Origin of the sequence: Pseudomonas putida (genome assembly GCF_002025705.1) — a bacterium.
In the GTDB taxonomy this organism is placed as follows: Bacteria; Pseudomonadota; Gammaproteobacteria; order Pseudomonadales; family Pseudomonadaceae; genus Aquipseudomonas; species Aquipseudomonas putida_J.
In genome coordinates this window covers 285569-311359 of sequence record NZ_CP018846.1, presented here as the reverse complement: position 1 = coordinate 311359, position 25791 = coordinate 285569, and the positions used below count along the sequence as shown (strand labels likewise).

Genomic DNA, 25791 nt, shown 5'->3' with positions numbered 1-25791 from the left:
CCCACAGGGATAGCGCAAACCTGTAGGAGCGGCTTTAGCCGCGAAGAGGCCGGTACAGGCCAATGAATTCAATCAGGCGAACAGCTCACCCTGAATTCGCTCCAGCAGCTTCTGGATCTCTTCCAGCCGCTGCGCCGGCGAGCCGATCGCCAGCAGATCCAGCTTGTCCTCTTCCATGAACGGCAACAGGTACGCCAGCTGGTTGGACAACGCCTGGCGCCCGTCGACGTCCCGCGGCATGTCCAGCGCTTCGACCATCGGGTGCTCGCCGAGGGCGACCAGCAGCGCCAGCAAATCATCATCCTGTTCGATCAATGGGCTGTCCGGCTGCTCCGCCAGCCAATGCACCTCGCCTACCAGCAACTGATCCTTCTGCACGTCGGTCTGGCTCAGCTCGAAGCGACGCACACCCTCCACACGAATGCCCAGCAAGCCATTGTCCTGCTGGACGAAGTCGCGGATCACCGCTTCGCAGCCGATCGACGCCACCACTGGCGGCGCCTTGCCGACCTGCTCGCCTTCGACGATGCAGACCACGCCAAAGCCGGTACCCTGCTTCATGCAGCGGCCAATCATGTCCAGGTAGCGCGCCTCGAAGATCTGCAGATCCAGCAGGCAACCGGGAAACAACACGGTATTGAGCGGAAACAGCGGTAGCGTCATCACAACTCCTCAAGCCACCAGGCTGACCGCCAACGGCAGGAACACCGCCGTGGCCACCCCCATCAGGCTCATCGCCAGCGCGGCAAAGGCGCCGCATTCGTCACTTTCCTGCAAGGCCACCGACGTACCCACGGCATGTGCCGTTACCCCCAACGACATGCCACGTGCCTCCGGGCTGTGCACACCCAACCGGGTCAGCAGCGCCGGGCCGAAGATCGCCCCGATCACACCGGTAATCAAGACGAATACGGCCGCCAACGCTGCCACACCACCAATCTGCTCGGCCACCAGCATGGCGATCGGTGAAGTGACCGATTTCGGCGCCATGGTCATCAGGATCATATGCTCGGCACCAAACCACCAGCCCAGCAGCAGGCAGCAGACCGTGGCGAACAGGCCTCCGATTACCAGCGTAGTAAATGTCGGCCAGAACAGTTGCCGGATGCGCCTCAGGTTAAGGTAGAGCGGCACCGCCAGGGCCACGGTAGCGGGCCCGAGGAGGATGTTCATGATCTCGGTGCTCTTGCGGTATTCGGCGTAGCTGATGCCGCAGGTCAGCAGCACGCCGATCACCAGCAGCATCGACACCAGCACCGGCTGCAGGAAGATCCAACGGGTCTTTTCATAGGCTGCCAGCACGATCTGGTAGGCGCCCAGGGTAATGCCGATTCCGAACAAGGGATGGTGAATCACTGCGTCGAGCGCGCCTTGCCAGTCAAGGGTCATGGCTGCTCCTCACGTTTGCCGTGCTGGCGATCGATGAGCTTCTGCATCAGCAGACCGACGAACACCAGCGTCACCAGGCAAGAAATCAACAAGGCACCGGCAATCGCCCAGAAGTCTGCAGCAATGTCCTTGGCGTAGACCATCACCCCCACCGCCGGTGGTACCAGCAGCAGTGGCAGATAACGCAACAGGCTGCCGGCGGCTTCGTTCAGGGGCTTGCCCACCTCGCCACGGGCCATGAGGAAGAACAGGAGCAGCAACAGGCCGATGATCGGGCCCGGTAGTATCGGCACGCACAAGTGATTGAGCGCCGTACCCAGCAGCTGAAACAGCACCAGCCAGGTCAAACCACGCAACAGCATAAGGATCTCCTTCAGGCATGCCGGCCATTATAAGCACGCGCTGCCTATAAGCCGATATTCGCCGAAAAGCGGGCATCTTGACTGAAACGGTTCGCCGTGCTGATCTTGCACTCTCGTACCAAATGACAACCTGGAGAGTCGCGATGCCCTATGTACCGGTAAACGAGCTTGCGAAGTACGTTGGAAAGGAGCTGGGACGTTCCGACTGGCTGAAGATCGATCAGCAGCGCATCAACCTGTTCGCCGAAGCCACCGGCGATTTCCAGTTCATCCATGTCGACCCGGAAAAGGCGGCGAAAACCCCGTTTGGCACTACCATCGCCCACGGTTTCCTGACCTTGTCACTGATCCCCAAGCTGATGGAGGACATCCTGGTGATGCCCGAGGGGTTGAAGATGGTGGTCAATTACGGGCTGGATAGCGTGCGTTTCATTCAGCCAGTAAAAGTCGACAGCAAGGTACGGTTGAAAGTGGACCTGGGCGACGTGATCGAGAAGAAACCGGGGCAGTGGCTGCTGAAAGCCACTGTCACCTTGGAGATCGAAGGCGAAGATAAGCCCGCCTACATCGCAGAACCCCTCTCGCTCTGCTTCGTCTGACCAGGCCTCTTCGCGGGCAAGCCCGCTCCCACAAATCACCACAGGGCTCGAGCCTTGTGCAGCACCTGTGGGAGCGGGCTTGCCCGCGAAGATTCCAGCATCGATTTCAGTCAGATCACGGATACCTGCGCCCCGTATTCTGCGGCATACTCGGCAGACCTTTTGCCCGGATTACGCCATGCGTCCCCTGCTCCCCCTCGCACTGACCCTGATGCTCGCTGCCTGTGGCGATGGTGAGTCGTTGTCCCCACCCGACGCACGCCTGCCCGATGGCGGTCGCTATCGGGGCCAGGTGGTCGATGGCCTGCTGCAGGGCGAGGGGCGCATCGATTACCCCAACGGCAGCTGGTACGCGGGCAATTTCAAGGACGGCCAGTGGCATGGCTTGGGCGAGTGGCACGGCAGCAATGGCGAAGTCTACCGTGGGCAATTCGACAAGGGGCTGTTCCACGGCCTGGGCGACCTGACCACACCGGGCAGCCACTATGCTGGCACCTTCAGCCACGGCCGGCGTGATGGTGAAGGTAGCCTCAAGCAGGCTGACCAGAGTTACCGAGGCCAGTTCAAGGACGACCAGTACGAAGGCGCAGGCGAACTGGAACTGGCCGATGGCAGCCGCTACCAAGGCTTGTTCGCCAAGGGCAAGCCCAATGGCGCGGGCGTGCGCAGCGATGCCAGCGGCAACCAGTTCAGCGGCCGCTTCGTCGATGGCCAGCTGCAGGGCAGCGGCACCTACGACAGCACCGATGGCGAGCAATACATCGGTGAATTCAAGGACAACCGCCTTGAAGGCCGCGGGCGCTACGAAAATGCCGACGGCGACGTATGGATCGGCGACTTCAAGGACGGCTCGCTGATCGGCGAAGGCGAATTGCTCGGCAGCGACGGCAGCCACTACAAAGGCACATTCCTTGACTGGCACCTGTCTGGCCAAGGCAGCCTGCAGTTGCCTGATGGCAGCCAATACGTTGGTGGCTTTGACAACGATGCCTACCAGGGGCACGGCAAACTGACCCTGGCCAGCGGCCAGGTAGAAAGCGGTTTCTGGGTCAATGGCGTACGCGTCCGAGACCAGAAAGGCAAACTGCTGCCCGACCCGCTGGACCTGGCCCTGCTCAATCAGGGTCGCCTGCTCGACGAAGCCTTGGCCCGGGTACCGCGCTCAGCCCCACCCATCCAGCTGTACAGCCTGGTCCTGGCCGGCGATGGCCAGCAAAGCGTGTTCCTGCGTGAAGCCGACTATGTCAGCAACATGCTCAAGGTACGTTTCGGTGCCCGCGGCCAAGTCACCCTGGTCAACCACCGTGACCAGATGACCACCCGCCCCATGGCCACACGCGAGAACCTTACCCGCGCCGCCCGCACCCTGGCCGAACGCAGTGGCCCGCAAGACCTGATCTTCATTTACCTGACCAGCCACGGCAGCCAGGACCACCAACTGGTGCTCGACCAGCCGCGCCTGCAGCTCGCTGACCTGTCTGCCGACGAACTGGCCAGCGCCCTGGATCCACTCAAGGACCGCGACAAGGTCATTGTCATCTCTGCCTGCTATTCAGGTGGCTACATCGCCCCGCTCAAGGATGAGCGCACAGTGATCATGACTGCGGCACGTGCCGACCGGGTGTCCTTCGGCTGCTCGGAAGAGGCCGACTTCACCTACTTCGGCGATGCGTTGTTTGCCGAGGCGCTTAACCAGACCGACGACCTGAAACAAGCGTTCGAACTAGCTCGCACCAGTGTTGCCGAAAGAGAACGAAGGGAAGGTTTCGAGGCCTCCGAACCACAAATCTGGGCACCGCCCGCAGTGCTGGCACACTGGCAGCAACTGCGTAAGCACCAGGCCGAAGAAGCCTTACGTAATGCGGCTCAGGCCAAGGCGGAGGAACAGGCAAAAACGCCTGCCAGCCGCTAAGCTTGTGTGTAACAAGGGAGAGACATCATGTATTTGACGCCTCAGCATGTCCTGCTTGCCGGAGCCACCGGCCTTACCGGTGAGCACCTGCTCGACCGCCTGCTCAACGAACCCACCATCAGTCGCGTACTGGCACCGACTCGCCGGCCATTGGCCGGGCACCCCCACCTGGAAAACCCGGTGGGCGACCCGGCAGTATTTCTCCCGCAGCTGGCCGGTCGCGTCGATATTGCCTACTGCTGCCTGGGCACCACCCTCAAGCAGGCGGGCTCAGAGCAAGCGTTTCGCGCCGTCGATCTGGACATGGTCGTGGCCTTCAGCAAGCGCGCACGGGAAATGGGTGCGCGGCACCTGCTTGTTGTCAGCGCCATAGGCGCCGACCCCAAGTCACCGATCTTCTACAACCGGGTCAAGGGTGAGATGGAAGAAGCACTCAAGGCTCAGGACTGGCCGCAACTGACCATCGTGCGCCCGTCGCTGCTGCTGGGTGAACGGCTGCAGCCACGGCTGGGCGAAAAGCTGGCATCACCATTTGCGAAGTTGATGCCGGGTAAGTACCGGGGCATCGAGGCCTGTACCTTGGCACGGGCGCTCTGGCGCCTGGCGCTGGAAGAAGAGGACGGAATACGGGTCATCGAGTCCGATGAGCTGCGCAAACTCGGCAAGAAATAGCCCTACAGACCACCCGTAGCCTGAAAACCTATTCCTGCCGCAGTCAGCAATGACAATGGCAGGAGTAGTGTATCCAGCAGCATGCTGCCCGGCAGGTCGAGGTGTGGATACGCCGGAGCCTCAGCCCCGAAGCGGTCCTTGGGGCAGCACCCGCCATTGATCACATACATATCCAGCCGGGTCCCGGCATACACCACCGGCGCCCCAGGCTTGTTGGCATCCAGCGTGCGCACCGTGGCGCAGCCGCCGAGCAGGCTTGCTGCCAGCAAGCCTGCCAGCAGACGCCTCAATCATCAGCCCCGAAATGATGTTCGCCCCAGCGCGGCAGCATGTCCTGCGGAATGTTCAGCAGGTTGAGAATGCGCGCCACGACAAAGTCGACCAGGTCATCGATGGTCTGCGGCTGGTGATAGAAACCCGGCGCCGCTGGCAGGATCACCGCGCCCATCTGCGACAGCTTGAGCATGTTTTCCAGGTGAATGGTCGAGAACGGCGCCTCGCGCGGTACCAGGATCAGCTGCCGACGCTCCTTGAGGGTGACGTCGGCGGCGCGCTCGATCAAGTTGTTGCAGGCACCGGTAGCGATTGCCGACAAGGTACCGGTAGAGCACGGCACCACCACCATCGCGGCTGGTGCACCGGAGCCCGAAGCCACCGGCGACATCCAGTCTTCCTTGCCGTACACACGGATCTGCCCGTCGGCAGCACCGGTATATTCGGTAAGAAACGCCTGCATGGCCTGTGGCTTGGCCGGCAGGACCACATCGGTCTCGGTGGCCATCACCAGTTGCGCGGCCTTGGAGATGAGGAAATGCACCTCACGGTCCTCGCGCACCAGGCAATCGAGCAGGCGCAGGCCATACTGCGCCCCGGAGGCGCCAGTCATGGCCAGGGTGATACGCTCCGGCCCGCTCACTTCAAGGCCTCAGCCAGCTTGCCGTGCAGGCCGCCGAAGCCGCCGTTGCTCATGATCACCACATGCGTACCTGGGCGCGCCTGGCCTTTGACCCGCTCGATGATCGCGTCAAGGCTGTCGGCAACCACGCTTGGTACCTTGCATTGCGCTGCAGTGGCAGCCAGGTCCCAACCCAGGTTGGCGGGCGCGTACCAGATCACCTGGTCGGCGTCGTTGACGCTTTCCGGCAGGCCGTCACGATGGGCACCAAGCTTCATGGAGTTGGAGCGCGGCTCGATGATGGCGATGACCGGTGCTTCGCCAACGCGCTTGCGCAAGCCGTCGAGGGTGGTGGCAATGGCAGTCGGGTGGTGGGCGAAATCGTCGTAGATGGTCACGCCTTGAACTTCAGCGACCTTCTCCATGCGCCGCTTGACGCTCTTGAACGCGCTCAGGCCTTCGATGCCCATGGCTGGCACCACACCCACATGACGGGCAGCAGCCAGCGTGGCGAGGGCGTTGGCGACGTTGTGCTGGCCAGTCAGGGCCCAGTCCACCACACCCTGCACTTCACCGTCGAACAGCACCTCGAAACGCGAGCCGTCGGCGCTGAGCAGGCGTGCCTGCCACTGGCCACCTTCACCGGTGGTCTGCACCGGGGTCCAGCAGCCCATGCCGATAACGCGCTCCAACGCCTGCTCGGAGGTCGGGTGAATGACCAGGCCTTCGCTAGGAATGGTCCGCACCAGATGGTGGAACTGCCGCTCGATGGATGCCAGGTCAGGGAAGATGTCCGCGTGATCGAACTCAAGGTTGTTCAGGATCGCGGTGCGCGGGTGGTAGTGCACGAACTTTGAACGCTTGTCGAAGAAGGCGCTGTCGTATTCGTCGGCCTCTACCACGAAGAATGGTGTGCCGCCCAGGCGCGCCGACACCGAGAAGTTCTGCGGCACGCCACCGATCAGGAAGCCCGGGCTCATGCCGGCATGCTCCAGCACCCAGGCCAGCATGCTGCTGGTGGTGGTCTTGCCGTGGGTACCCGCGACTGCCAGCACCCAACGGCCCTGCAGCACATGGTCGGCAAGCCACTGCGGCCCGGACACATAGGGCAGCCCCTTGTTCAGCACATACTCCACCGCCGGATTGCCCCGCGACATGGCATTGCCGATGACCACCAGATCAGGTGCAGGGTCCAGCTGAGCCGGGTCGTAGCCCTGGGTCAGCTCGATTCCCTGAGCTTCGAGCTGGGTGCTCATGGGTGGATAGACGTTGGCGTCGGAGCCGGTGACGCGGTGGCCGAGCTCTTTGGCCAGCACCGCAAGCGAACCCATGAAAGTGCCGCAAATACCGAGAATATGAATATGCATGGTCGACCTCGCAAAACTTCGAGGCAGGGTAGCCCAGGGCGCGGGAAATCGCACCCGGTGTTTTGCTCAGACGCCCCTGGCAATGCCGTGTTTGCGTAGTTTTCGATACAAGGTATTGCGGCTGATGCCCAGGTGCTCGGCGACACGGGTCAGGTGCCAGTGTTTAGCCTCCAGCACCTCCATCAGCGCTTGATGCTCAGCGTGTAGGAGCGGCCTTGTGTCGCGAAAGGGCTGCGCAGCAGCCCCGGCGGACTGAGCGTCACCGGTGAGATCCTGGGGCCGCTGCGCGGCCCTTTCGCGACACAAGGCCGCTCCTACAGGGCCCGCGTCACTTCGAATGATTACAGGGAGGTCCGAGAGTTCGATATGCGTGTCTTCGCACAGCGCAACCAGGGTCCGCAACACATTGCGCATCTGCCGCACGTTTCCTGGCCAGGCAAAATCCAGCAGCGCCTGGCGCGCCTCGGGCGCCAGATGTACAACCTGCCCCTGCGCTTCCTGGCGTAACAGGAAGTCCAGCAATGCCTCTTTATCAGTGCGCTCACGCACCGCTGGCAATGCCACTTCAAGCCCGTTCAGTCGGTAATAGAGATCCTCGCGGAAACTGCCCTGCTCCACCCGCTCCAGCAAGTCGCGGTGCGTGGCGCTGACAATACGCACATCCACCGCCTGCGGCTCACCGCCAATCGGCACTACCTGGCGCTCTTCCAGCACTCGCAGCAGGCGGGTCTGCAACGCCAGTGGCATGTCGCCGATCTCGTCCAGCAACAAGGTACCGCCATCGGCCTGCAGCAGCTTGCCGCGCATGCCCTCCTTGCGCGCCCCGGTGAAGCTGCCACCGCGATAACCGAACAGCTCGCTCTCGATCAGGCTCTCGGGGATCGACGCACAGTTCACTGCCACGAATGGCTTGCCACGGCGCTGGCTGGCCTGATGCACGGCCTGGGCGAAGGCCTCTTTGCCGCAACCGGTCTCGCCGCACAGCAGCAGCGGCACATCACGCTCGAACACGCGCACGGCACGCTGGAAATCGTGCTGCAAGGCCGGGTCCAGCAAGCAGATGCCAGGCTCTGTAGCGGGCTTGGCCTGGGGCAGGCTGACCGGCACCGTCCACAGCGGCGCCCGCGCCTGCCCGCGCAAGCTGGCGAACACCTGGCGGCCATCGCGGGTGCGCAACGGCCAGACAGTACTGCCTCCCGGCGTGGCACGGCTGAACAGCTCGTCATGGCTGCATGCGAAGAACATCTCCAGCGGTTTGCCCAACACGCCGCCGCGAATGGTGCTCAACAGGTTCAGGGCACTCTGGTTGGCAGCGCAGATGCGGCCATCGCCGTCGAACGCCAGCAACCCTTCGCTGAACTGGCCGACCGACTCGGCCTGCACGTGGAAACGCAGCAACCATTGCTGCTCGAAATGACGCAGGAAATAGCAGCTCTCGATCATCTTCGCCGAGAGGTTGACCAGCGCCATGGTGTGGAACTGGCTCTGGCGCGACACGTCAGGCCGCGCCGAGGACACATCGAGCACCGCCAGCAGCTCGCCGTGCGGGTCGAACACCGGGCTCGCCGAACAGGTCAGCCCGGTGTGGCGGCCACGAAAGTGCTCGCTCTGGTGAATGGTCAGGGCCTGGCGCTCGACCAGGCAGGTACCGATGCCATTGGTGCCTTCGCGGGCTTCACTCCAGTCCGCACCCAGCCATAGCCCGGCACGCTCGAAGTTACGCCGCTCACCGGGTGCGGTGACACAGTTGAGGATCACCCCGCGGGCATCGGTCAGCAGCACCGCATGGCCAGTGCCAGACAGCTGCTGATGCAGGCTGTTCATCTCGTTGTCGGCAATCCTAAGCACCTGGCGCAGGCGTTCACGACTCTCCAGCAGGCGACCATGCTCGAGCACCACGGGTGCCTCGATCACAGACGGGTCAAGGTGGTAATCATCCAGGCAGCGCAGCCAGGAACGGGCGATGGAAGGATCGCTGACACCTTCGCCACGGGCAACCGTGTGCACTTGCTGAGCATGGCGAGTGAAAGGATTGCTCTGCATTAGTTGTTGTTCTCCGCAGATAGAGATATCAGCCAGCATCCTCCGCGGCGACCGCCCGGTCAAGCGCGCACCGCAAACGGTACAAAGTGTCACCCAGCCCGTGCCAGCGCTGGCACACAGGCACATCAAAAGCGCCACCCACGTGCCCCAAGTCATTGATTTTTCTATGACTCGCCACGCTGGCCCAACCTTTGCTCTACGCTTTTCAACTTCCTAACAAACACAATAGCCAGGAGACACACCATGCGTTACGCACATCCCGGTACCGACGGCTCCAAGGTTTCCTTCAAGAGCCGCTACGGCAACTACATCGGTGGTGAGTTCGTAGCTCCGGTCAAAGGGCAATATTTCGAAAACACCTCTCCGGTGAACGGCAAGCTGATTGCCGAATTCCCCCGCTCCACTGCCGAAGACATCGACAAGGCGCTCGACGCCGCCCATGCCGCCGCCGACGCCTGGGGCCGCACCTCGGTGCAGGACCGCTCCAACGTCCTGCTGAAGATCGCCGACCGTATCGAGCAGAACCTGGAAATCCTGGCCATCACCGAAACCTGGGACAACGGCAAGCCGGTCCGCGAGACCCTCAACGCCGACATCCCGCTGGCCGTCGACCACTTCCGCTATTTCGCAGGCTGCATCCGCGCCCAGGAAGGCGGCGCCGCCGAAATCAACGAAAACACCGTGGCCTACCACATCCACGAACCGCTGGGCGTGGTCGGGCAGATCATCCCGTGGAACTTCCCGATCCTGATGGCCGCCTGGAAACTCGCTCCGGCCCTGGCCGCCGGTAACTGCGTGGTGCTCAAGCCGGCCGAACAGACCCCGCTGGGCATCACCGTGCTGGTCGAGCTGATTGGCGACCTGCTGCCCAAAGGCGTGCTCAACGTGGTGCAGGGCTATGGCCGCGAAGCCGGTGAAGCGCTGGCCACCAGCAAGCGCATCGCCAAGATCGCCTTCACAGGCTCCACCCCGGTCGGCTCGCACATCATGAAATGCGCTGCCGAGAACATCATCCCGTCCACCGTCGAGCTGGGCGGCAAGTCGCCGAACGTGTACTTCGAAGACATCATGCAGGCCGAGCCGAGCTTCATCGACAAAGCCGCCGAAGGCATGGTGCTGGCGTTCTTCAACCAAGGCGAGGTGTGCACCTGCCCATCGCGCGCACTGGTGCAGGAATCGATCTACCCGCAGTTCATGGAAGTGGTGATGAAGAAGGTCCTGCAGATCAAGCGCGGCGACCCACTCGACACCGACACCATGGTCGGCGCCCAGGCCTCGCAGCAGCAGTTCGAGAAAATCCTCTCGTACCTGCAGATCGCCCAGGACGAAGGCGCCGAGCTGCTGACCGGCGGCAAGGTGGAAAAACTGGAAGGCTCGCTGGCCACCGGTTACTACATCCAGCCGACCCTGCTCAAGGGCAACAACAAGATGCGCGTGTTCCAGGAAGAAATCTTCGGCCCGGTGGTCAGCGTCACCACCTTCAAGGACGAAGCCGAAGCCCTGGCCATTGCCAACGACACCGAATTCGGCCTCGGTGCCGGCGTGTGGACCCGCGACATCAACCGCGCCTACCGCATGGGCCGCGGCATCAAGGCTGGCCGCGTATGGACCAACTGCTACCACTTGTACCCTGCGCATGCCGCGTTCGGTGGCTACAAGAAGTCCGGTGTCGGCCGTGAAACCCACAAGATGATGCTCGACCACTACCAGCAGACCAAGAACCTGCTGGTGAGCTACGACATCAACCCGCTGGGCTTCTTCTAAACCCTGCAATGGCCTCAGGGGCTGCTTTGCGGCCCATCGCAGGCAAGCTGGCTCCCACAGGGATCGCACAAGATTCCAGCCCTATGAAGTACCTGTGGGAGCGGGCTTGCCCGCGAAGAAGCCAGGCCTGGTTACACAACCCCAGAGCGGCAACTGTGCACCAACCGCTCTGGCTCGCTTCCTGCAGTACCCATCACCATCGGCCCGGACCCCTTCCGGCCACCAAGAAAAAAAACAGGTGAAACTATGCCAAGCGATCATTCCGCCGGCGTGCCGGCAGGGTCTTCCGTCGACTTCGAAAAAGTCGGATCGGACTATTTCCAGCAACGTGAACTGAAAAAAGGCGCCGCCGGCTGGGTACTGCTGGTGGGCCTGGGTGTTGCCTATGTGATTTCCGGCGACTATGCGGGCTGGAACTTCGGCCTGGCCCAGGGTGGCTGGGGCGGCATGTTCCTCGCCACCCTGCTGATGGCCACCATGTACCTGTGCATGTGCTTCTCGCTGGCCGAACTTTCCTCGATGATCCCCACCGCAGGCGGCGGCTATGGCTTTGCCCGCAGTGCCTTCGGCCCGTGGGGCGGCTTCCTGACCGGCACGGCGATCCTCATCGAGTACGCCATCGCCCCCGCCGCCATCGCCACGTTCATTGGCGCCTACTGCCAGTCACTGTTCGGCATCGGCGGCTGGATGATCTACCTGGTGTTCTATGTGGTCTTCATCGGCATTCACATCTACGGCGTGGGTGAAGCGCTGAAGTTGATGTTCATCATCACCGCCATCGCGGCCATCGCCCTGGCCGTATTCCTGGTGGCAATGGTGCCCCATTTTGATGCAGCCAACCTGTTCGACATCGCCAAAACGGACGCCGCAGGAGCCAGCAGCTTCCTGCCGTTCGGCTATGTCGGTGTGTGGGCAGCGATCCCCTATGCCATCTGGTTCTTCCTCGCCGTCGAAGGCGTGCCACTGGCCGCCGAAGAAACCAAGAACCCCAAGCGTGACCTGCCACGCGGCCTGATCGGCGCGATGCTGGTACTGCTGGCCTTCGCCCTGTTGATCCTGGTGGTCGGCCCTGGCGGTGCGGGCTCCGAAGCCCTGAAGGCCTCCGGCAACCCGCTGGTCGAGGCGCTGGCCAAAGCCTACGGTGGCTCCACCTGGATGGGCAGCTTCGTCAACCTGGTGGGGCTTGCCGGCCTGATCGCCAGCTTCTTCTCGATCATCTACGCCTATTCACGGCAGATCTTTGCCCTGTCCCGTGCCGGCTACCTGCCGCGCAAACTGTCGGAAACCAACAAAAGCAAGGCCCCGGTGATGGCGCTGGTGATCCCCGGCATCATCGGCTTCGCCCTGTCGCTGACCGGCCAGGGCGACCTGCTGATCCTGGTAGCGGTATTCGGTGCCACACTGTCCTATGTGCTGATGATGGCCGCGCACATCACCCTGCGCATCCGCCGGCCGAAAATGGAACGCCCCTACCGCACTCCGGGCGGCATCTTCACCTCGGGCCTGGCCCTGGTGCTGGCTTGCATCGCCGTGGTCGCGGGCTTCCTGGTCGACCCACGGGTAGTGATTGGCGCCGCGGTGATTTATGCGGTACTGATTGCCTACTTTGCGTTCTACAGCCGCCACCACCTGGTCGCGGGCACACCGGAAGAGGAATTCGCCGCGATCCAGAAGGCCGAAGAGGCCCTGCACTGATCGCCGCCACCTGCCGCGGGCCAGCCCGCGGCTCTGGAGATTCTGTATGGCAAGTTTCGTACACACGGTAGGCCACCTGGTCTACCGCTTCGACAGCCTCAAGGACGTGATGGCCAAGGCCAGCCCAGCCCGTTCCGGGGACTTCCTGGCCGGCGTCGCCGCCGCCAACGACGGCGAGCGGGTGGCCGCGCAGATGGCCCTGGCCAACATACCGCTGACGCACTTTCTGAATGAAGCACTGATCCCCTACGAACAGGACGAAATCACCCGGCTGATCGTCGATACCCACGACACCCAGGCCTTCGCCCCGGTCAGCCACCTGACCGTTGGTGGCCTGCGCGACTGGCTGCTAAGCGAAGAGGCCAACGAACAAAGCCTGCGCGCCCTCGCGCCAGGGCTGACCCCGGAAATGGCCGCCGCAGTGTCGAAGATCATGCGCGTGCAGGACCTGGTACTGGTGGCGCAGAAGATCCGCGTGGTCACCAGGTTCCGTGGCACCATGGGCCTGCGCGGGCGCCTGTCGACCCGCCTGCAGCCCAACCACCCGACCGACGAACCGGCCGGTATTGCCGCCAGCATTCTCGACGGCCTGCTCTACGGCAACGGCGACGCCATGATCGGCATCAACCCGGCGACCGACAGCATCGCCTCGATCTGCGCCCTGCTGGAAATGCTCGACGCCATCATCCAGCGCTACGACATCCCCACCCAGGCCTGCGTGCTGACCCACGTCACCACCTCGATCGAAGCAATCAACCGCGGCGTGCCGCTGGACCTGGTGTTCCAGTCGATTGCCGGCACCGAAGCAGCCAACGCCGGCTTCGGCATCAACCTGAACGTGCTGCAGGAAGGTTACGAGGCCGGCCTGTCGCTCAAGCGCGGTACCCTCGGGCAGAACCTGATGTACTTTGAGACTGGCCAGGGCAGCGCCCTGTCGGCCAACGCCCACCACGGTGTCGACCAGCAGACCTGCGAGACCCGCGCCTACGCCGTGGCCCGTCACTTCAAACCGTTCCTGGTCAACACCGTGGTCGGCTTCATCGGCCCCGAGTACCTGTACAACGGCAAACAGATCATCCGCGCCGGCCTCGAAGACCACTTCTGCGGCAAGCTGCTGGGCGTGCCGATGGGCTGCGACATTTGCTACACCAACCACGCCGAAGCCGACCAGGACGACATGGATACCCTGCTGACCCTGCTGGGCGTGGCCGGGATCAATTTCATCATGGGCATCCCCGGCTCCGACGACATCATGCTCAACTACCAGACCACGTCGTTCCACGACGCGCTGTATGCGCGCCAGACCCTGGGCCTGAAGCCCGGGCCGGAATTCGAAGCCTGGCTGCAACGCACCGGCATCTTCACCCAGGCCGATGGCCGCGTGCGCTTTGGCGACAACCTGCCGCCGGCATTCCGCCAGGCATTGGCACAGCTGGCTTAAGAGGTGACCATGGCAGACCGTACCCCCACCCCGCCCTCAACCCAAGAAAACCCTTGGCTGGCCCTGCGCAACCTGACCCCGGCGCGCATCGCCCTGGGCCGCACCGGCATCAGCCTGCCCACCAGCGCACAACTGGACTTCCAGTTTGCCCACGCCCAGGCCCGTGACGCCGTGCACCTGGCCTTCGACCACGCCGCCCTGAGCGAACAGCTCAAGGACCGTGGCCGCGACAGCCTGGTGCTGCACAGCGCCGCCAGCGACCGTCACCAATACCTGCAACGCCCCGACCTCGGCCGGCGGCTCAACGATGACTCGGCCGAACGCTTGCGCCAACATGCCCAGGCCAACCCCGACGGGGTCGACCTGGCCATCGTGGTCGCCGACGGCCTCTCGGCCCTGGCCGTGCACCGCCATACCTTGCCGTTCCTGGCCCGCTTCGAGGAACAGGCCGCCGCCGATGGCTGGACCAGCGCCCCGGTGGTGCTGGTAGAGCAAGGCCGGGTTGCGGTGGCGGACGAAGTTGGCCAGTTGCTCGGTGCACGCATGACCGTAATGCTGATTGGTGAACGCCCGGGCCTGAGCTCGCCGGACAGCCTCGGCCTGTATTTCACCTACGCGCCCAAGGTCGGCCTGACCGATGCCTATCGCAACTGCATCTCCAACATCCGCCTTGAAGGCCTGAGCTACGGCATGGCCGCCCATCGCCTGCTATACCTGATGCGCGAAGCCTGCCGACGGCAGCTTTCCGGTGTGAATCTGAAGGACGAAGCCGAGGTCCATAGCATCGACAGCGAAAATGCCCCCACCCAGCGAGGCAACTTCCTGCTCGGCGAAGGTTAAAGAACATGTCACGGAAGGCGGATTGCACTGATGGCCAGCATTGGGGCAGCATGCCCATGAACGCTGCAGGCATTCCGCTGTTTCCCCAAATGGACTCTGAGGGCCGCACATGCGCATTATCAAGGCAACCCTGGAACACCTCGACCTGCTCACCCCGCTGTTCGTCAGATACCGCGAGTTCTATGGGCAGCTCCCTTATCCCGACAGTTCGCGCAAATTCCTGCAAAAACGCCTGATGCGCGGTGAATCGGTCATTTACCTGGCTTTGCCAGTCGACGATGACAGCAAGCTGCTCGGCTTCTGCCAGCTTTATCCAAGCTATTCGTCGCTGTCGCTGAAGCGGGTGTGGATTCTCAATGACATCTTCGTGGCCGAAGATTCACGGCGCATGCTGGTAGCCGACCACCTGATGCGTGAGGCCAAGAAAATGGCCAAGGAAACCAACGCGGTACGGATGCGGGTTTCGACCAGTGCCAACAACGACGTGGCGCGCAAGACCTACGAATCGATGGGCTTTCGCAAGGACACCGAGTTCGAGAACTACATCCTGCCGATCAGCCAGGACTGAACCGCACCACGATCATTGTGGGAGCGGCCTTGCCGGGGCGCCGGACCGGTCGGAAAGGGCCGCATAGCGGCCCCAGGTTTTCAGCTTCGCAGCGAGAATTGCCGGGGCCGCCTTGCGGCCCTTTCCGACCGGTCCGGCGCCCCGGCAAGGCCGCTCCTACAACGATCGCGTACACCTGCAAGTACCAGTAACCCCCCGCTACAAACTCCCCGGGCAGGTTTCCTACTTAGCCGTATAATGCAACGACCTGTCATGTGTGAAAATTTACCCATCCACAGGTATTCATGCCGACGCCCAGGGCATTGTCCGTCATCGCGTGCCCGTAAAGCGGGTCAAGAACACAGGTGCTGTACATGGAATTCAACCCGCTGGACCTTATTCTTCATCTCGATACCTACCTCGATTTGCTGGTCACCAATTACGGCCCCTGGATCTACGCGATCCTGTTCGCTGTCATCTTCTGCGAAACTGGCCTGGTGGTGATGCCGTTCCTGCCGGGCGACTCGCTGCTGTTCATCGCCGGCGCCGTGGCCGCAGGGGGTGGCATGGATCCGGTCCTGCTGGCGGGCCTTCTCATGGCGGCGGCTATCCTGGGCGACAGCACCAACTACATCATCGGCCGCACGACAGGCGAAAGACTGTTCAGCAACCCCAATTCGAAGATCTTCCGCCGCGACTACCTGCAGCGTACCCACGAGTTCTATGAACGCCACGGTGGCAAGACCGTGACCATGGCGCGCTTCCTGCCGATCCTGCGCACCTTCGCGCCGTTCGTCGCCGGCATTGCGCACATGCATTACCCGCGCTTCCTCGGTTTCAGCGTGGCAGGTTCGTTGCTGTGGGTCGGCGGCCTGGTGACCCTGGGCTACTTCTTCGGTAACGTGCCATTCATCAAGCAGCATCTGTCGCTGATGGTGGTCGGCATCATCGTGCTTTCGCTGGTACCGATGATCCTCGGCCTGCTGCGTAGCCGCCTGGGCCGCACCGCCAAGGCCCACTGACAGCAGACATGTGGTCCTTCAGCGCCTGGCGGCGCAAGCGCACCCTGGCGCGCTACCCGATCGACGCACGGCAATGGCAGGTGATCCGCGATCGCCTGCCAATGCTCGATGGCATCAGCGATGCAGAAGACCAGTGGCTGCGCGAAGCCTGCATCCTGTTCCTGCTCGACAAGCACCTGACCACTCTCCCCGGGGTCGAACTTGACGATGAGCAGCGCCTGTTTCTAGCCGCTCAGGCACAGCTGCCGCTGTTGCACCTGGGCGACTTGAACTGGTACCAGGGCTTCCACGAGATCATCCTCTACCCCGACGACTTCAAGAGCCCGCAGCGCCACCGCGATGCCAGCGGCGTGGAGCACGTGTGGGATGCCGAGCACAGCGGCGAAGCCTGGCAGCAGGGGCCGATCATCCTGGCCTGGGCCGGTGTGCTGGCCAGTGGCAGCTGGGAAGCCTACAACCTGGTGATCCATGAACTGGCGCATAAACTCGACATGCTCAATGGCGATGCCAACGGCCTGCCGCCGCTGCACCCGGGCATGCACGTGGAAGACTGGGCCGCGGCCATGCAGCAGGCGTATGACGACCTCAACCGCCAGCTCGACGCCGACCCCGACGCACAAACCGCCATCGACCCCTACGCAGCGGAAAACCCGGCGGAATTCTTCGCCGTCACCAGTGAATACTTCTTCAGCGCCCCCGACCTGCTGCACCAGGCTTATCCACAGGTGTACCGGCAGCTGTCGCTGTTCTATCGCCAGGATCCGCTGGCACGCCTTGTACAGCTGCAAGCCGAGCACCCGGAGTACCGCGAAAACCACGCCTGAGGCGGCCGCTCATATTGCCCGCACATCAGGCCAGACGTGGCATGGCCTGGCGGAATGTGCCTATAATCGCCGCCACTTTTTGAGCAATCACGGGGGCACTGCCCAATGAGCTACAGCAAGATTCCGGCTGGCAAAGACCTGCCGAACGACATCTACGTCGCTATCGAGATCCCGGCCAACCACGCGCCGATCAAATACGAAATCGACAAAGACAGCGACACGCTGTTCGTTGACCGTTTCATGGCTACCCCGATGTTCTACCCAGCCAACTACGGTTTCATCCCGAACACCCTGGCCGACGACGGTGATCCGCTGGACGTGCTGGTCGTGACCCCTTACCCGGTAGCCCCAGGCTCGGTCATTCGTGCCCGCCCGGTCGGCGTGCTGAACATGACCGACGACGGCGGCGGCGACGCCAAGGTCATCGCCGTTCCTCACGACAAGCTGAGCCAGCTGTACGTCGACGTGAAGGAATACACCGACCTGCCAGCCCTGCTGATCCAACAAATCGAGCACTTCTTCGCGAACTACAAGGATCTCGAGAAGGGCAAGTGGGTCAAGATCGAAGGCTGGGATGGCGCCGACGCCGCCCGCGCTGCAATCACCAAATCGGTCGCTGCCTACAAAGGCTGATACCGCTTTGCAGAAAAAGCCCCGCCTCGGCGGGGCTTTTTTATGGGTGACATTAAGAGCAGGTAAAAAGTCCTACGCATTCCTACACTTTCACCCTACATCCAGGCGTTTTTCATACCGTTCAGATCTACATCTCGTTCATTTCGCTACTGGCATCCGGCCGCTACACTCGGCCTCATGAACAGATCCGGTGACCGACTCAAGGCACTCCTCAGGGAATGTGGCCTGACCCCCGCAGACTTCGCTGCCCAGCGCCGCGTCACGTCGCAGCACATCAACAACTGGTTCACTCGCGGCATTCCGATTGCCCGCCTCGATGAAATGGCCGAGTTGTTCTGCGTGCACCGACGCTGGCTGCAAACCGGCGAAGGCCCCAAGCACCCGCATTCGTTTCTACGCATGTACGCGCCCCAGTCGACGCCGGTAGAAACACCCGGGCTACCTTCGATATCGCATCCTCCCCTGGTGCAAGTCCCCTTCAACGAACTGCGCAATGGTCAGCTCATGGCAGTGGAGCATCATTGCCTGGCAATGCCGGCATCTGCGCTGGCGGCATTGGCCGTGCCTGTGGAAAAAGCCATCTGCATGACCATGCCAGCCGCCAACATGGCGCCGTGGATACCGCGCGATGCCATCCTGGCGATCGACCTCAGCTTCACCCGTGTAGTTGATGGCGAGATCTATGCGCTGTTGCACAACGGCAGGCTCAGGGTGAACAGCCTGAGCATTGGCCACCAGGGCGCCTTGTGCCTGCACAGCCACAACCGGCGTGAGGTGGTGGAACGCTACTCACCTTTGCAGTGCGATGTGCAGAAACTGGAAGTACTCGGGTGGGTGTTCCATTGGTCGCATTACCGCCAGCGACGTCCCGACTGACACACTCTGTGCCATTTTTTGCTGGGCATACCGCGCCAGCCCTTGTATGCTACGCGGCACATTCAGCCCCGGCCGGCGCAAGCCGCGTTCCAGAGGGCTCGGCGACGTTCCACACGATCGTTTGCCATCTCTTTCAGGCCCTTGATGGCCACACAGTTAAGGCGGCTGCGACTTACCATAAATTAGTCGGAACCGTCCCCGAGAAGCCGGCCACAAGCCGGCTTTTTAATGCCCATTTTTTGTATGCCGATGGTTTGCAGCGCCTATCAGATCGAGCGCCGCCCACGCGGCGCATCGCGGATAAAATCCGCTCCTACATCTGTTGCAACGTGGCCATGCCTGACAGGCCATGGTTGTCAGCCTGTTTGTAGGGCTCAAGTCATGCGCCAAGGCTGACAACCATGACGTAACAGGTTCGGCACGTTGCAACAGATGTAGGAGCGGATTTTATCCGCGATGCGCCGCGCGGGCGGCGCTCGATCTCACAGGCGCTACAACTCCCCCGGCGTGCATGTGGTGGCCCTGATGCCCCCTCAAGCCAGGCTCATCAATGCCTCATGCCGAGTTCGGCATCATCCATCAGCGCCTTGGCCATCGCACTCAGGTAGTGCGAGGCCCAGATCATCATTGGTTTCTCGTCCATCAGGCCGAGGATGGTCAGCTCCCGCACATAGCCCATCAGTTCCGAGGCCTGTTCGCGGGCATCCTGGCAAGGGATGCCGGGTTCAACGCGGAACAGTGGGTGGGTCTGGTTTTCACCTTGGAAGAAAATGGTCTTGCCGACGGTGCATGGGGTGTTGTCTGTGGTCATTGGTCAATCTCCCTGAAAACACTCGCGTGTCTGGGCCGGCCAATCGCGGATAAATCCGCTCCTACAAGAACCACTCAACCTGTAGGAGCGGATTTATCCGCGATTGGCCGGCCCAGAAAACACATCACTCAAGCCTCAATGCAGCGTCCTAGGCCCAGTAGGCATCTGCACCTGGATCAACGCGGCTTCGAGCAAAACCCGTAGCGCCTCCATCTCATGCATCGAGGCCATCATCAGGATCGACGCCGGTGACTTGGGCTGCAGCAGCAACGCCTGATGCACCACGGTCGACGCGCATAGGGCGTAGTCGGTGGCCTGGATCAGGGTGTCTTCGAGGGAATGAATATCGTGGGGTGGATCGGGGACAATTTTAAGCATGGTGTAATCTCGTCTGTATAAGAAGGGACCACCACGACATCACTTGCATTTGATGGGTGGCGGCTACGCGCGGGTCTGCAAGACCGGACAGACGAGAACCGGCAGATCCGAAGACCTCCCGCACGCAGCCACCATTAACCGAAGTTGCCAGCATGCAACAACTCGGAAAGCGGTACTGAGCGTCTGTACGGGCTTGCAGGCCCGGTCGCTGATTTGGCAACGACCGGGCCACACTATGCCGCCAGAAACACCACCGCAATGGCCCAAGGGCGCTAGGAAGCTAATTCAGAAATGGACTACAAACAACGGGAATTTTCTGAACTTAGAAGTCATACCGCGCCCCGACCATCATGCTTCGCGATGGCCCATAGAAGTTGAATGTCGAGGTCGACCCCACCCGCGACAGGTAATCGCGGTCGAACAGGTTGTTGACGTTGAAGGTCGCCGTCAGCTTCGAGGTCACCGGGTACGACAGCATGGCGTCCACGGTGGCATAGCCCGGCGCATCGATACGCACCCCGCCGTTCTCGGAGTAGAAGTTGCTCATCGCCGACACACCGCCACCAATGGCCAACCCGGTCAGCGGGCCTTGGCTGATGGTGTATTTGCTCCACAGCGACGCCTGGTTGCGCGGCATGATGAAGAAAGTGGTTTCGGCGTCACCCTCGACGGTTTCGGTTTCCATCCAGGTGTACCCCGCCAGCAGCTCCCAGTTCGGCGTCAGCTTGCCGCTGACTTCCACTTCGGCGCCCTTGACCCGGGTCTTGCCGGAGGCGACCGAGAAGCCGGTGTCCACGCCATCGGCATCGTATTCGGTACTGGCGCGGTTCTTGTCGGTCAGGCGGAACACCGAGAAACGGGTGTTCAGGTCGCCACCGAAGTAGCTGCTTTTCAGGCCGAATTCATATTGTTCACCTTGGCGCGGCTTGAGCACCCGGCCATTGCCGTCGGTGTCCGACTGCGGCTTGAACACCTGCGAATAACTGGCGTACAGCGCGTGGTTTTCGGTCAGGTCGTAGACCAGGCCGCCATAAGGCGTGAAGCGGCCATCGACGCGCTTGTTGTCGTCGACCGTCGAGCCACTGCTCAGGGTGGTGGTGTAGAAGTCACCGCGATACCAGCTGAAGCGGCCACCGGCAATCAGCGCCAGGCGCTCGACCGGGCGGAAGGTGACCTTGGAGTAAAGGCCGTATTCCTCTTCCTGCATGCCGGTCTCGGTGCTGTAGTTCGGTGACGGCTTGGCGAAACGCGTCGGCGTGTAGGTGTTGACGTTGATGCTGCCCAGGTTGGTGGTGCCGTTGAGGTACTCGGTGTCGTAGTTCTTGTAGTCGGTGCCGACCACGAATTCGCTGACCTGGCCGAAGGTTTCGAACGGCTGGCTGTAGCTGGCGTCCAGCGAGTAGGTGTCCTGGGTGAAGTCGCGGGCGCTGGCGCGCTCGGAGTTGGCCCCGGTAGTGGCATTGGTCGCGGTGAAGGCATACAGGTAGTTGGTATCGCGGTGCGAACCGCGCGCGGCAACGCGACCATAGCCACCGTTGTCGAAGCGGTGGGTCAGCTCGGCGACCAGGTCGGTGGTCTTGCCGTCGAAGTAGTTCCAGTCGGCGCCGAGGAAACGCGAGTGGCTGAAGTCGGGCACCTCACCAGACAACGTGGCCGGGTAACCGTTGTGCGGGGTGATGTTCTTCACCTCGTGGATCAGGCCGAACGACAGCTGAGTGTCGTCGTCCAGGTCGATGTCCAGCGCGCCGTAGTAGCTATTGCTGGTGTTGGCGTTGTAGTCGACTTCGCCATTGGTGTCATCGCGCGAGGTGATGAAACGCCCGCGTACCCGGCCGGCATCATCCAGCGGCCCACTCAGGTCGATTTCTTCGTGGTTGGTGTCCCAGGTGCCATAGCTGCCTTCGACATGGCCCTGGAATTCGGCGGTCGGGCGTTTGCGCACCATGTTGACGATGCCGCCCAACTCGCTGGTGCTGCTGAACAGGCCGGCCGGGCCGCGCATGATCTCGACCCGGTCGAAGGCGGCCAGCGACGGCACGGTGCCAAAGATACTGGCCATGGGTGCCGGCAGGCCGTCGATGTTGAACTCGCTGTACTCATAGCCACGAGCGTAGATAGACGAACGACCGCTGTCGTTGGTCAGGGTACGCAGGCCTGCCGTGTACTTGGCCAAGTCGTCCAGATGCACGAACTGGCGGTCCTTGAAGTAGTCCTGGGTATACACGGTGATCGATTGCGGGATGTCCTTGAGTGCCGCCGGGGTCTTGGTACCCACGGTAGCGGCATCGACGCTGTAACCACCGGTCTGTTCCGAGGGCAGCATGTCGTAGAGGCGGTTACCTTCGATGGTCAGGGCCGGCAGGTCGAGCGATGTGTCGCCCTCAGCAGCCTGGTCTGCCACCGTTTCAGCCAGTGCCGACAACGAAAAAGGCGCCAGCAGCCCCAGCACCAGCCATCCCCGAACCCGCCGCGGGCTCCCCACACCTTTAAAACCGCTCATGACAAACCCTTCGCCCAAATGATATTTAATCGCAAACGAAACAAGTTGCTTTTTGCGAACGATACCGGACGAAAAACCGGGGTGCAGCAGGATTAACCTTCTTAACACATGCGGCCGACACGGGGCGATTGCCCTTCCCCCGTCCACAGTGGGATGATGGCTAACTGATACGGATTCTCATTAAAGACCACCGATGCCCACCTCACTCCTCCTCGCCGAAGATGATGCACGTCTGCGTGAGGACCTGCAGCGCCACTTTCTCAACCGCGGTTTCCTGGTCAACGCCTGCGCTACCGGCACCCAGGCGTTGAATGCCGTGCAGCACAGCCGTTTCGACATGGTGCTGCTGGACATCATGCTACCGGGCATCGACGGCCTGAGCCTGCTCGACGAACTGCGCCGCCAGCATGCCGTGCCCGTGATGCTGATGTCGGCGCTTGGCGCCGAGCAAGACCGTATCAGCGGCTTTACCCGGGGTGCGGACGATTACCTGCCCAAGCCATTCAGCCTCGCTGAGCTGGACGCACGGGTGGATGCCCTGTTGCGACGCGTGGCCTTCGGCCGCGAACCGCTCCCGCACAGCGAGCCCGGCCCGCTGGTCTTCGACCAGTACCTGCAGGATGTGCTGCACCATGGCAAAGCGGCCGGCCTGACCGCATCTGAATTCCGCTTGCTGGCCACGTTGAATGCCCACCCTGGCGAGGCCCTGAGCAAGCCGTTCCTCTACCAGACCGTGCTGCACCGGGCCTACACCCGCCTGGACCGCGGCCTCGATGTGCACGTGTGCAACCTGCGCCGCAAACTGGCCGATATCGCTGCCCAGCACCTGCAGATCCAGGCTGTACGCGGTCAGGGCTACATCCTGGTCGACACGGAACACGCCTGATGCGCCGGCATCCCTTGCTGTGGAAACTGGCAGCATTGCAGGTCAGCTTCTGCCTGCTGCTGACCTGGCTGATCTGGACCTGGGGACTGTCGGTGGAGCGCAGTACCTATTTTCTTTCCCAGGCCGACCAGGACTATCTCGCCCGCTATGCGCAGCAGGCCGAACAGGCCTGGCAGCAAGCAGGCGCTTCGGGGGCCGAGGCCTTCCGCCGCAAGCTCGAACATGCCGAAGACACCTGGGTGGTATTACTCGGGCCGCACCTGCAAAGCCTCGGCACCACGGCCCTGGACGCCGAAGAGGCCAGCCACCTGACCTTCATGCGCAAGCTCGACTGGCCCATGAGCCGGCGCCTGCAGGATGAACTGCCCTACGTCAGCATCGAGTTTCCGCAGCACCCCGAAAACGGTCGCCTGGTGATGCAGTTGCCCGAGCGCTTGCTGCCTACCGGGCTCACGCCCTGGACCCATGTCATCACCCACGGCGTCGCACCCACGCTGCTCGCCCTGCTGCTGGGCCTGGCCATCTACCGGCAGCTGGTGGTGCCGCTCAACCGCCTGCGCGACCGCGCCGATGCCCTGCGCGCGGACGACCTGGACAGCCCGGGGCTGCCCCTGCAGGAGCGCCGCGATGAGCTGGGCGAGCTGGCACAGGCCTTCGAGCACATGGCCGGGCGCTTGCGGCAAAGCCTGGAGCAACAACGCTTGCTGCTGCGCACGCTGTCCCACGAATTGCGCACACCCCTGGCGCGGCTGCGCATCGCCCACGACAGCGAGTTGCCGCCGGCGCAACTGCGTGAGCGCCTGGGACGCGAAGTCAACGACATGCAGAAGCTGCTCGAGGACACCCTGGACCTCGCCTGGATGGACACCGAGCAGCCGCAACTGCCCACTGAACCAGTGCTGATGCTGTCCGTGTGGGAAGCGCTGTGCCAAGACATCTGCTTCGAAAGTGGCTGGGAGCAATCACGCCTGCCCTGCTCGCTGGGCACCGATTGCCGGGTGCAGGCCCACCTGGACAGCCTGGCCCAGGCGCTTGAAAACCTGATGCGCAACGCCATCCGCCATTCACCTGACGACGGCCGGGTCAGCCTCGATGGCTGGCGTGACGGCGCCTGCTGGCACCTGCGCCTGAGCGACCAAGGGCCCGGCGTACCGCAAGCTGACCTCGAGCGCATCTTCCAACCCTACCAACGCCTGCCCGGCAGCGGCGCAGGCTTTGGCCTCGGGCTGGCCATTGCCCGCCGCGCCATCGAATTGCAAGGCGGCCGGCTGTGGGCCAGCAATGGCCACCCTGGCTTGTGCCTGCACGTGATGCTGCCGATCGGCCAGGAATGTTTAGAAAGTTAATGCGCTTTACGGCCAAACAGCACTGATTATCATCTGGGGCTTTCAAGCCTTGCGATTCTCGCAACGCCCTGACGAGACACCTGATGAGCAAGATGACCCTGTCCCTGGTGCTGGCCCTGGCGCTGGCCGCCCCAGTTGCCGTGGCACAGCCAGAGCGTGAGCAGAAGATGGATACATCGTTGCTACAGCGCCAGGACCTGGCCTACCGTTTCAGTCACCTCGATTTGGACTCGGCGGATGGCCTGCGCCACTACCGTCTGTGGATCGGCAAGCCGGATCGCCCGGCGCCTGCCGCCGGTTATCCGGTGCTGTGGATGCTCGACGGCAATGCGGCAATTGGCGCGCTTGATGGCCAGCAACTGAGCAAGCTCGCCGCCGGCCAGGCGCCGTTGCTGGTGGCCGTGGGGTACCAGACCGAGCAGCGTATCGAGCGCGCAGGGCGTACCTTCGACTACACCCCGGCGTTGCCTGGGCAGGCCGAGCAGCGCGATCCACTCACGGGCGAACCCAGCGGTGGGGTGGATGCGTTTCTTGATCTGCTGACCCTGAAGATGCGGCCGCTGGTGGCGGGCGTGGCGCCGATCGACCTGCAGCGGCAGACGCTGTGGGGGCATTCCTATGGCGGTTTGGCGGTGCTGCATGCGCTGTTCACCCGGCCAGGGGCGTTCAGCGACTATGCGGCGGCCAGCCCATCACTGTGGTGGAACGATGGGGCGATCGTGCGTGAGGCGCAGGGGTTGCAACAGCGCCTGAGTGACAGCCGGCCGCGGCTGTTGCTGATGCGCGGGAGTGAAGAGCCGGCGAATCCGCGTATGCCGGTGAAGGGCGATGTGGAGCGGCCGGCGCGGGAGCTGGCGGCTGATCTTTCCAGGGTGCAAGGGCTGCGGGTGCGCTTTGACCGCTTCGAAGGGCTGGGACATGGGCCGATGTTGCCGGCCTCACTGAATAAAGTGATAGAAGACCTTTCTCGGTAAACCCGTACCCGCGAA

Annotated in this window: 25 protein-coding genes; 15 read left to right on the top strand and 10 right to left on the bottom strand. The window is 62.6% G+C overall.

What is annotated here, in order from left to right; genetic code table 11:
- Nucleotides 1-72 precede the first annotated feature (72 nt).
- The 3 genes from BUQ73_RS01500 to BUQ73_RS01490 are packed head-to-tail and all read right to left on the bottom strand — an operon-like array spanning nucleotide 73 to nucleotide 1751.
- Nucleotides 73-663: an LON peptidase substrate-binding domain-containing protein gene (locus tag BUQ73_RS01500; RefSeq protein ID WP_079226401.1), complete on the bottom strand. Its 591-nt coding sequence runs from the start codon at nucleotides 661-663 to the stop codon at nucleotides 73-75.
- A gap of 9 nt (nucleotides 664-672) precedes the next feature.
- The gene (locus BUQ73_RS01495; RefSeq protein WP_079226400.1) at nucleotides 673-1389 is read right to left on the bottom strand and encodes an LrgB family protein; all 717 of its coding nucleotides are present in this window, start codon (nucleotides 1387-1389) and stop codon (nucleotides 673-675) included.
- The gene (locus tag BUQ73_RS01490; RefSeq protein WP_027917783.1) at nucleotides 1386-1751 is read right to left on the bottom strand and encodes a CidA/LrgA family protein; all 366 of its coding nucleotides are present in this window, start codon (nucleotides 1749-1751) and stop codon (nucleotides 1386-1388) included. The genes BUQ73_RS01495 and BUQ73_RS01490 overlap by 4 nt, the downstream gene beginning before the upstream one ends.
- Before the next feature lie 143 nt (nucleotides 1752-1894).
- Here BUQ73_RS01490 and BUQ73_RS01485 point away from each other — a divergent pair, with 143 nt between their 5' ends.
- The 3 genes from BUQ73_RS01485 (at nucleotide 1895) to BUQ73_RS01475 (ending at nucleotide 4934) form a co-directional block, all read left to right on the top strand.
- Nucleotides 1895-2350 (top strand): MaoC family dehydratase, encoded by a 456-nt coding sequence (locus BUQ73_RS01485; RefSeq protein WP_079226399.1) that lies wholly within the window; start codon nucleotides 1895-1897, stop codon nucleotides 2348-2350.
- 178 nt (nucleotides 2351-2528) lie between these two features.
- Nucleotides 2529-4262, top strand: a complete 1734-nt coding sequence (locus tag BUQ73_RS01480) for a C13 family peptidase (protein ID WP_079226398.1) — start codon at nucleotides 2529-2531, stop codon at nucleotides 4260-4262.
- Nucleotides 4263-4289: 27 nt separating this feature from the next.
- Nucleotides 4290-4934, top strand: coding sequence for an oxidoreductase (locus BUQ73_RS01475; protein WP_027917786.1), 645 nt, complete (start codon nucleotides 4290-4292; stop codon nucleotides 4932-4934).
- A 2-nt stretch (nucleotides 4935-4936) separates the two neighbouring features.
- Here BUQ73_RS01475 and BUQ73_RS01470 read toward each other — a convergent pair whose 3' ends face one another.
- From BUQ73_RS01470 to BUQ73_RS01455, 4 genes are all read right to left on the bottom strand, one after another.
- Nucleotides 4937-5224, bottom strand: a complete 288-nt coding sequence (locus BUQ73_RS01470; RefSeq protein WP_079226397.1) for a YceK/YidQ family lipoprotein — start codon at nucleotides 5222-5224, stop codon at nucleotides 4937-4939.
- Complete coding sequence (gene ubiX / locus BUQ73_RS01465) at nucleotides 5221-5850, bottom strand: flavin prenyltransferase UbiX (protein WP_060509549.1); 630 nt, start codon at nucleotides 5848-5850, stop codon at nucleotides 5221-5223. The genes BUQ73_RS01470 and ubiX overlap by 4 nt, the downstream gene beginning before the upstream one ends.
- Complete coding sequence (gene mpl / locus BUQ73_RS01460) at nucleotides 5847-7196, bottom strand: UDP-N-acetylmuramate:L-alanyl-gamma-D-glutamyl-meso-diaminopimelate ligase (protein WP_079226396.1); 1350 nt, start codon at nucleotides 7194-7196, stop codon at nucleotides 5847-5849. Before mpl ends, ubiX begins: the two co-directional genes overlap by 4 nt.
- A gap of 66 nt (nucleotides 7197-7262) precedes the next feature.
- Entirely contained in the window at nucleotides 7263-9239 is a 1977-nt protein-coding gene (locus BUQ73_RS01455) for a sigma-54-dependent Fis family transcriptional regulator (protein WP_079226395.1), read from the bottom strand.
- Nucleotides 9240-9482: 243 nt separating this feature from the next.
- On the opposite strand from BUQ73_RS01455, the gene BUQ73_RS01450 reads away from it, so the two are divergent.
- The 9 genes from BUQ73_RS01450 to BUQ73_RS01410 all read left to right on the top strand — a co-directional run bounded on the left by BUQ73_RS01450 (nucleotide 9483) and on the right by BUQ73_RS01410 (nucleotide 18881).
- Nucleotides 9483-11003: an aldehyde dehydrogenase family protein gene (locus BUQ73_RS01450; protein ID WP_079226394.1), complete on the top strand. Its 1521-nt coding sequence runs from the start codon at nucleotides 9483-9485 to the stop codon at nucleotides 11001-11003.
- Nucleotides 11004-11249: 246 nt separating this feature from the next.
- Nucleotides 11250-12698, top strand: a complete 1449-nt coding sequence (eat, locus tag BUQ73_RS01445; protein WP_079226393.1) for an ethanolamine permease — start codon at nucleotides 11250-11252, stop codon at nucleotides 12696-12698.
- Between the two features lie 46 nt (nucleotides 12699-12744).
- Complete coding sequence (locus tag BUQ73_RS01440) at nucleotides 12745-14139, top strand: ethanolamine ammonia-lyase subunit EutB (RefSeq protein WP_079226392.1); 1395 nt, start codon at nucleotides 12745-12747, stop codon at nucleotides 14137-14139.
- A gap of 9 nt (nucleotides 14140-14148) precedes the next feature.
- Nucleotides 14149-14979: an ethanolamine ammonia-lyase subunit EutC gene (gene eutC / locus BUQ73_RS01435; protein ID WP_079226391.1), complete on the top strand. Its 831-nt coding sequence runs from the start codon at nucleotides 14149-14151 to the stop codon at nucleotides 14977-14979.
- Nucleotides 14980-15088: 109 nt separating this feature from the next.
- The gene (locus BUQ73_RS01430) at nucleotides 15089-15547 is read left to right on the top strand and encodes a GNAT family N-acetyltransferase (protein ID WP_079226390.1); all 459 of its coding nucleotides are present in this window, start codon (nucleotides 15089-15091) and stop codon (nucleotides 15545-15547) included.
- Nucleotides 15548-15900: 353 nt separating this feature from the next.
- On the top strand, nucleotides 15901-16548 hold the full coding sequence (locus tag BUQ73_RS01425) for a DedA family protein (RefSeq protein ID WP_079226389.1): 648 nt from the start codon (nucleotides 15901-15903) through the stop codon (nucleotides 16546-16548).
- An 8-nt stretch (nucleotides 16549-16556) separates the two neighbouring features.
- Nucleotides 16557-17372: a zinc-dependent peptidase gene (locus BUQ73_RS01420; protein WP_079226388.1), complete on the top strand. Its 816-nt coding sequence runs from the start codon at nucleotides 16557-16559 to the stop codon at nucleotides 17370-17372.
- Between the two features lie 105 nt (nucleotides 17373-17477).
- A complete protein-coding gene (gene ppa / locus BUQ73_RS01415) occupies nucleotides 17478-18005 on the top strand; it encodes an inorganic diphosphatase (RefSeq protein ID WP_016484715.1) in 528 nt (175 codons plus the stop codon).
- Between the two features lie 177 nt (nucleotides 18006-18182).
- Nucleotides 18183-18881 carry a LexA family transcriptional regulator gene (locus BUQ73_RS01410; protein ID WP_079226387.1) on the top strand — a complete coding sequence of 233 codons (699 nt, stop codon included), beginning with the start codon at nucleotides 18183-18185 and terminating at the stop codon, nucleotides 18879-18881.
- Between the two features lie 547 nt (nucleotides 18882-19428).
- On the opposite strand, the gene BUQ73_RS01405 is transcribed toward BUQ73_RS01410, so the two are convergent.
- The 3 genes from BUQ73_RS01405 to BUQ73_RS01395 form a co-directional block, all read right to left on the bottom strand.
- Nucleotides 19429-19692: a DUF3077 domain-containing protein gene (locus BUQ73_RS01405; protein ID WP_079226386.1), complete on the bottom strand. Its 264-nt coding sequence runs from the start codon at nucleotides 19690-19692 to the stop codon at nucleotides 19429-19431.
- A gap of 135 nt (nucleotides 19693-19827) precedes the next feature.
- A complete protein-coding gene (locus BUQ73_RS01400; RefSeq protein WP_079226385.1) occupies nucleotides 19828-20070 on the bottom strand; it encodes a hypothetical protein in 243 nt (80 codons plus the stop codon).
- A gap of 322 nt (nucleotides 20071-20392) precedes the next feature.
- A complete protein-coding gene (locus BUQ73_RS01395) occupies nucleotides 20393-22570 on the bottom strand; it encodes a TonB-dependent siderophore receptor (RefSeq protein ID WP_079226384.1) in 2178 nt (725 codons plus the stop codon).
- Nucleotides 22571-22763: 193 nt separating this feature from the next.
- Between BUQ73_RS01395 and BUQ73_RS01390 the strand changes: the two genes are divergently transcribed.
- From BUQ73_RS01390 to BUQ73_RS01380, 3 genes are all read left to right on the top strand, one after another.
- Nucleotides 22764-23456: a response regulator transcription factor gene (locus BUQ73_RS01390; protein ID WP_079226383.1), complete on the top strand. Its 693-nt coding sequence runs from the start codon at nucleotides 22764-22766 to the stop codon at nucleotides 23454-23456.
- A complete protein-coding gene (locus tag BUQ73_RS01385) occupies nucleotides 23456-24802 on the top strand; it encodes a sensor histidine kinase (RefSeq protein ID WP_079226382.1) in 1347 nt (448 codons plus the stop codon). The genes BUQ73_RS01390 and BUQ73_RS01385 overlap by 1 nt, the downstream gene beginning before the upstream one ends.
- An 83-nt stretch (nucleotides 24803-24885) precedes the next feature.
- The gene (locus BUQ73_RS01380; protein ID WP_079226381.1) at nucleotides 24886-25776 is read left to right on the top strand and encodes an alpha/beta hydrolase; all 891 of its coding nucleotides are present in this window, start codon (nucleotides 24886-24888) and stop codon (nucleotides 25774-25776) included.
- Nucleotides 25777-25791: the final 15 nt, after the last annotated feature.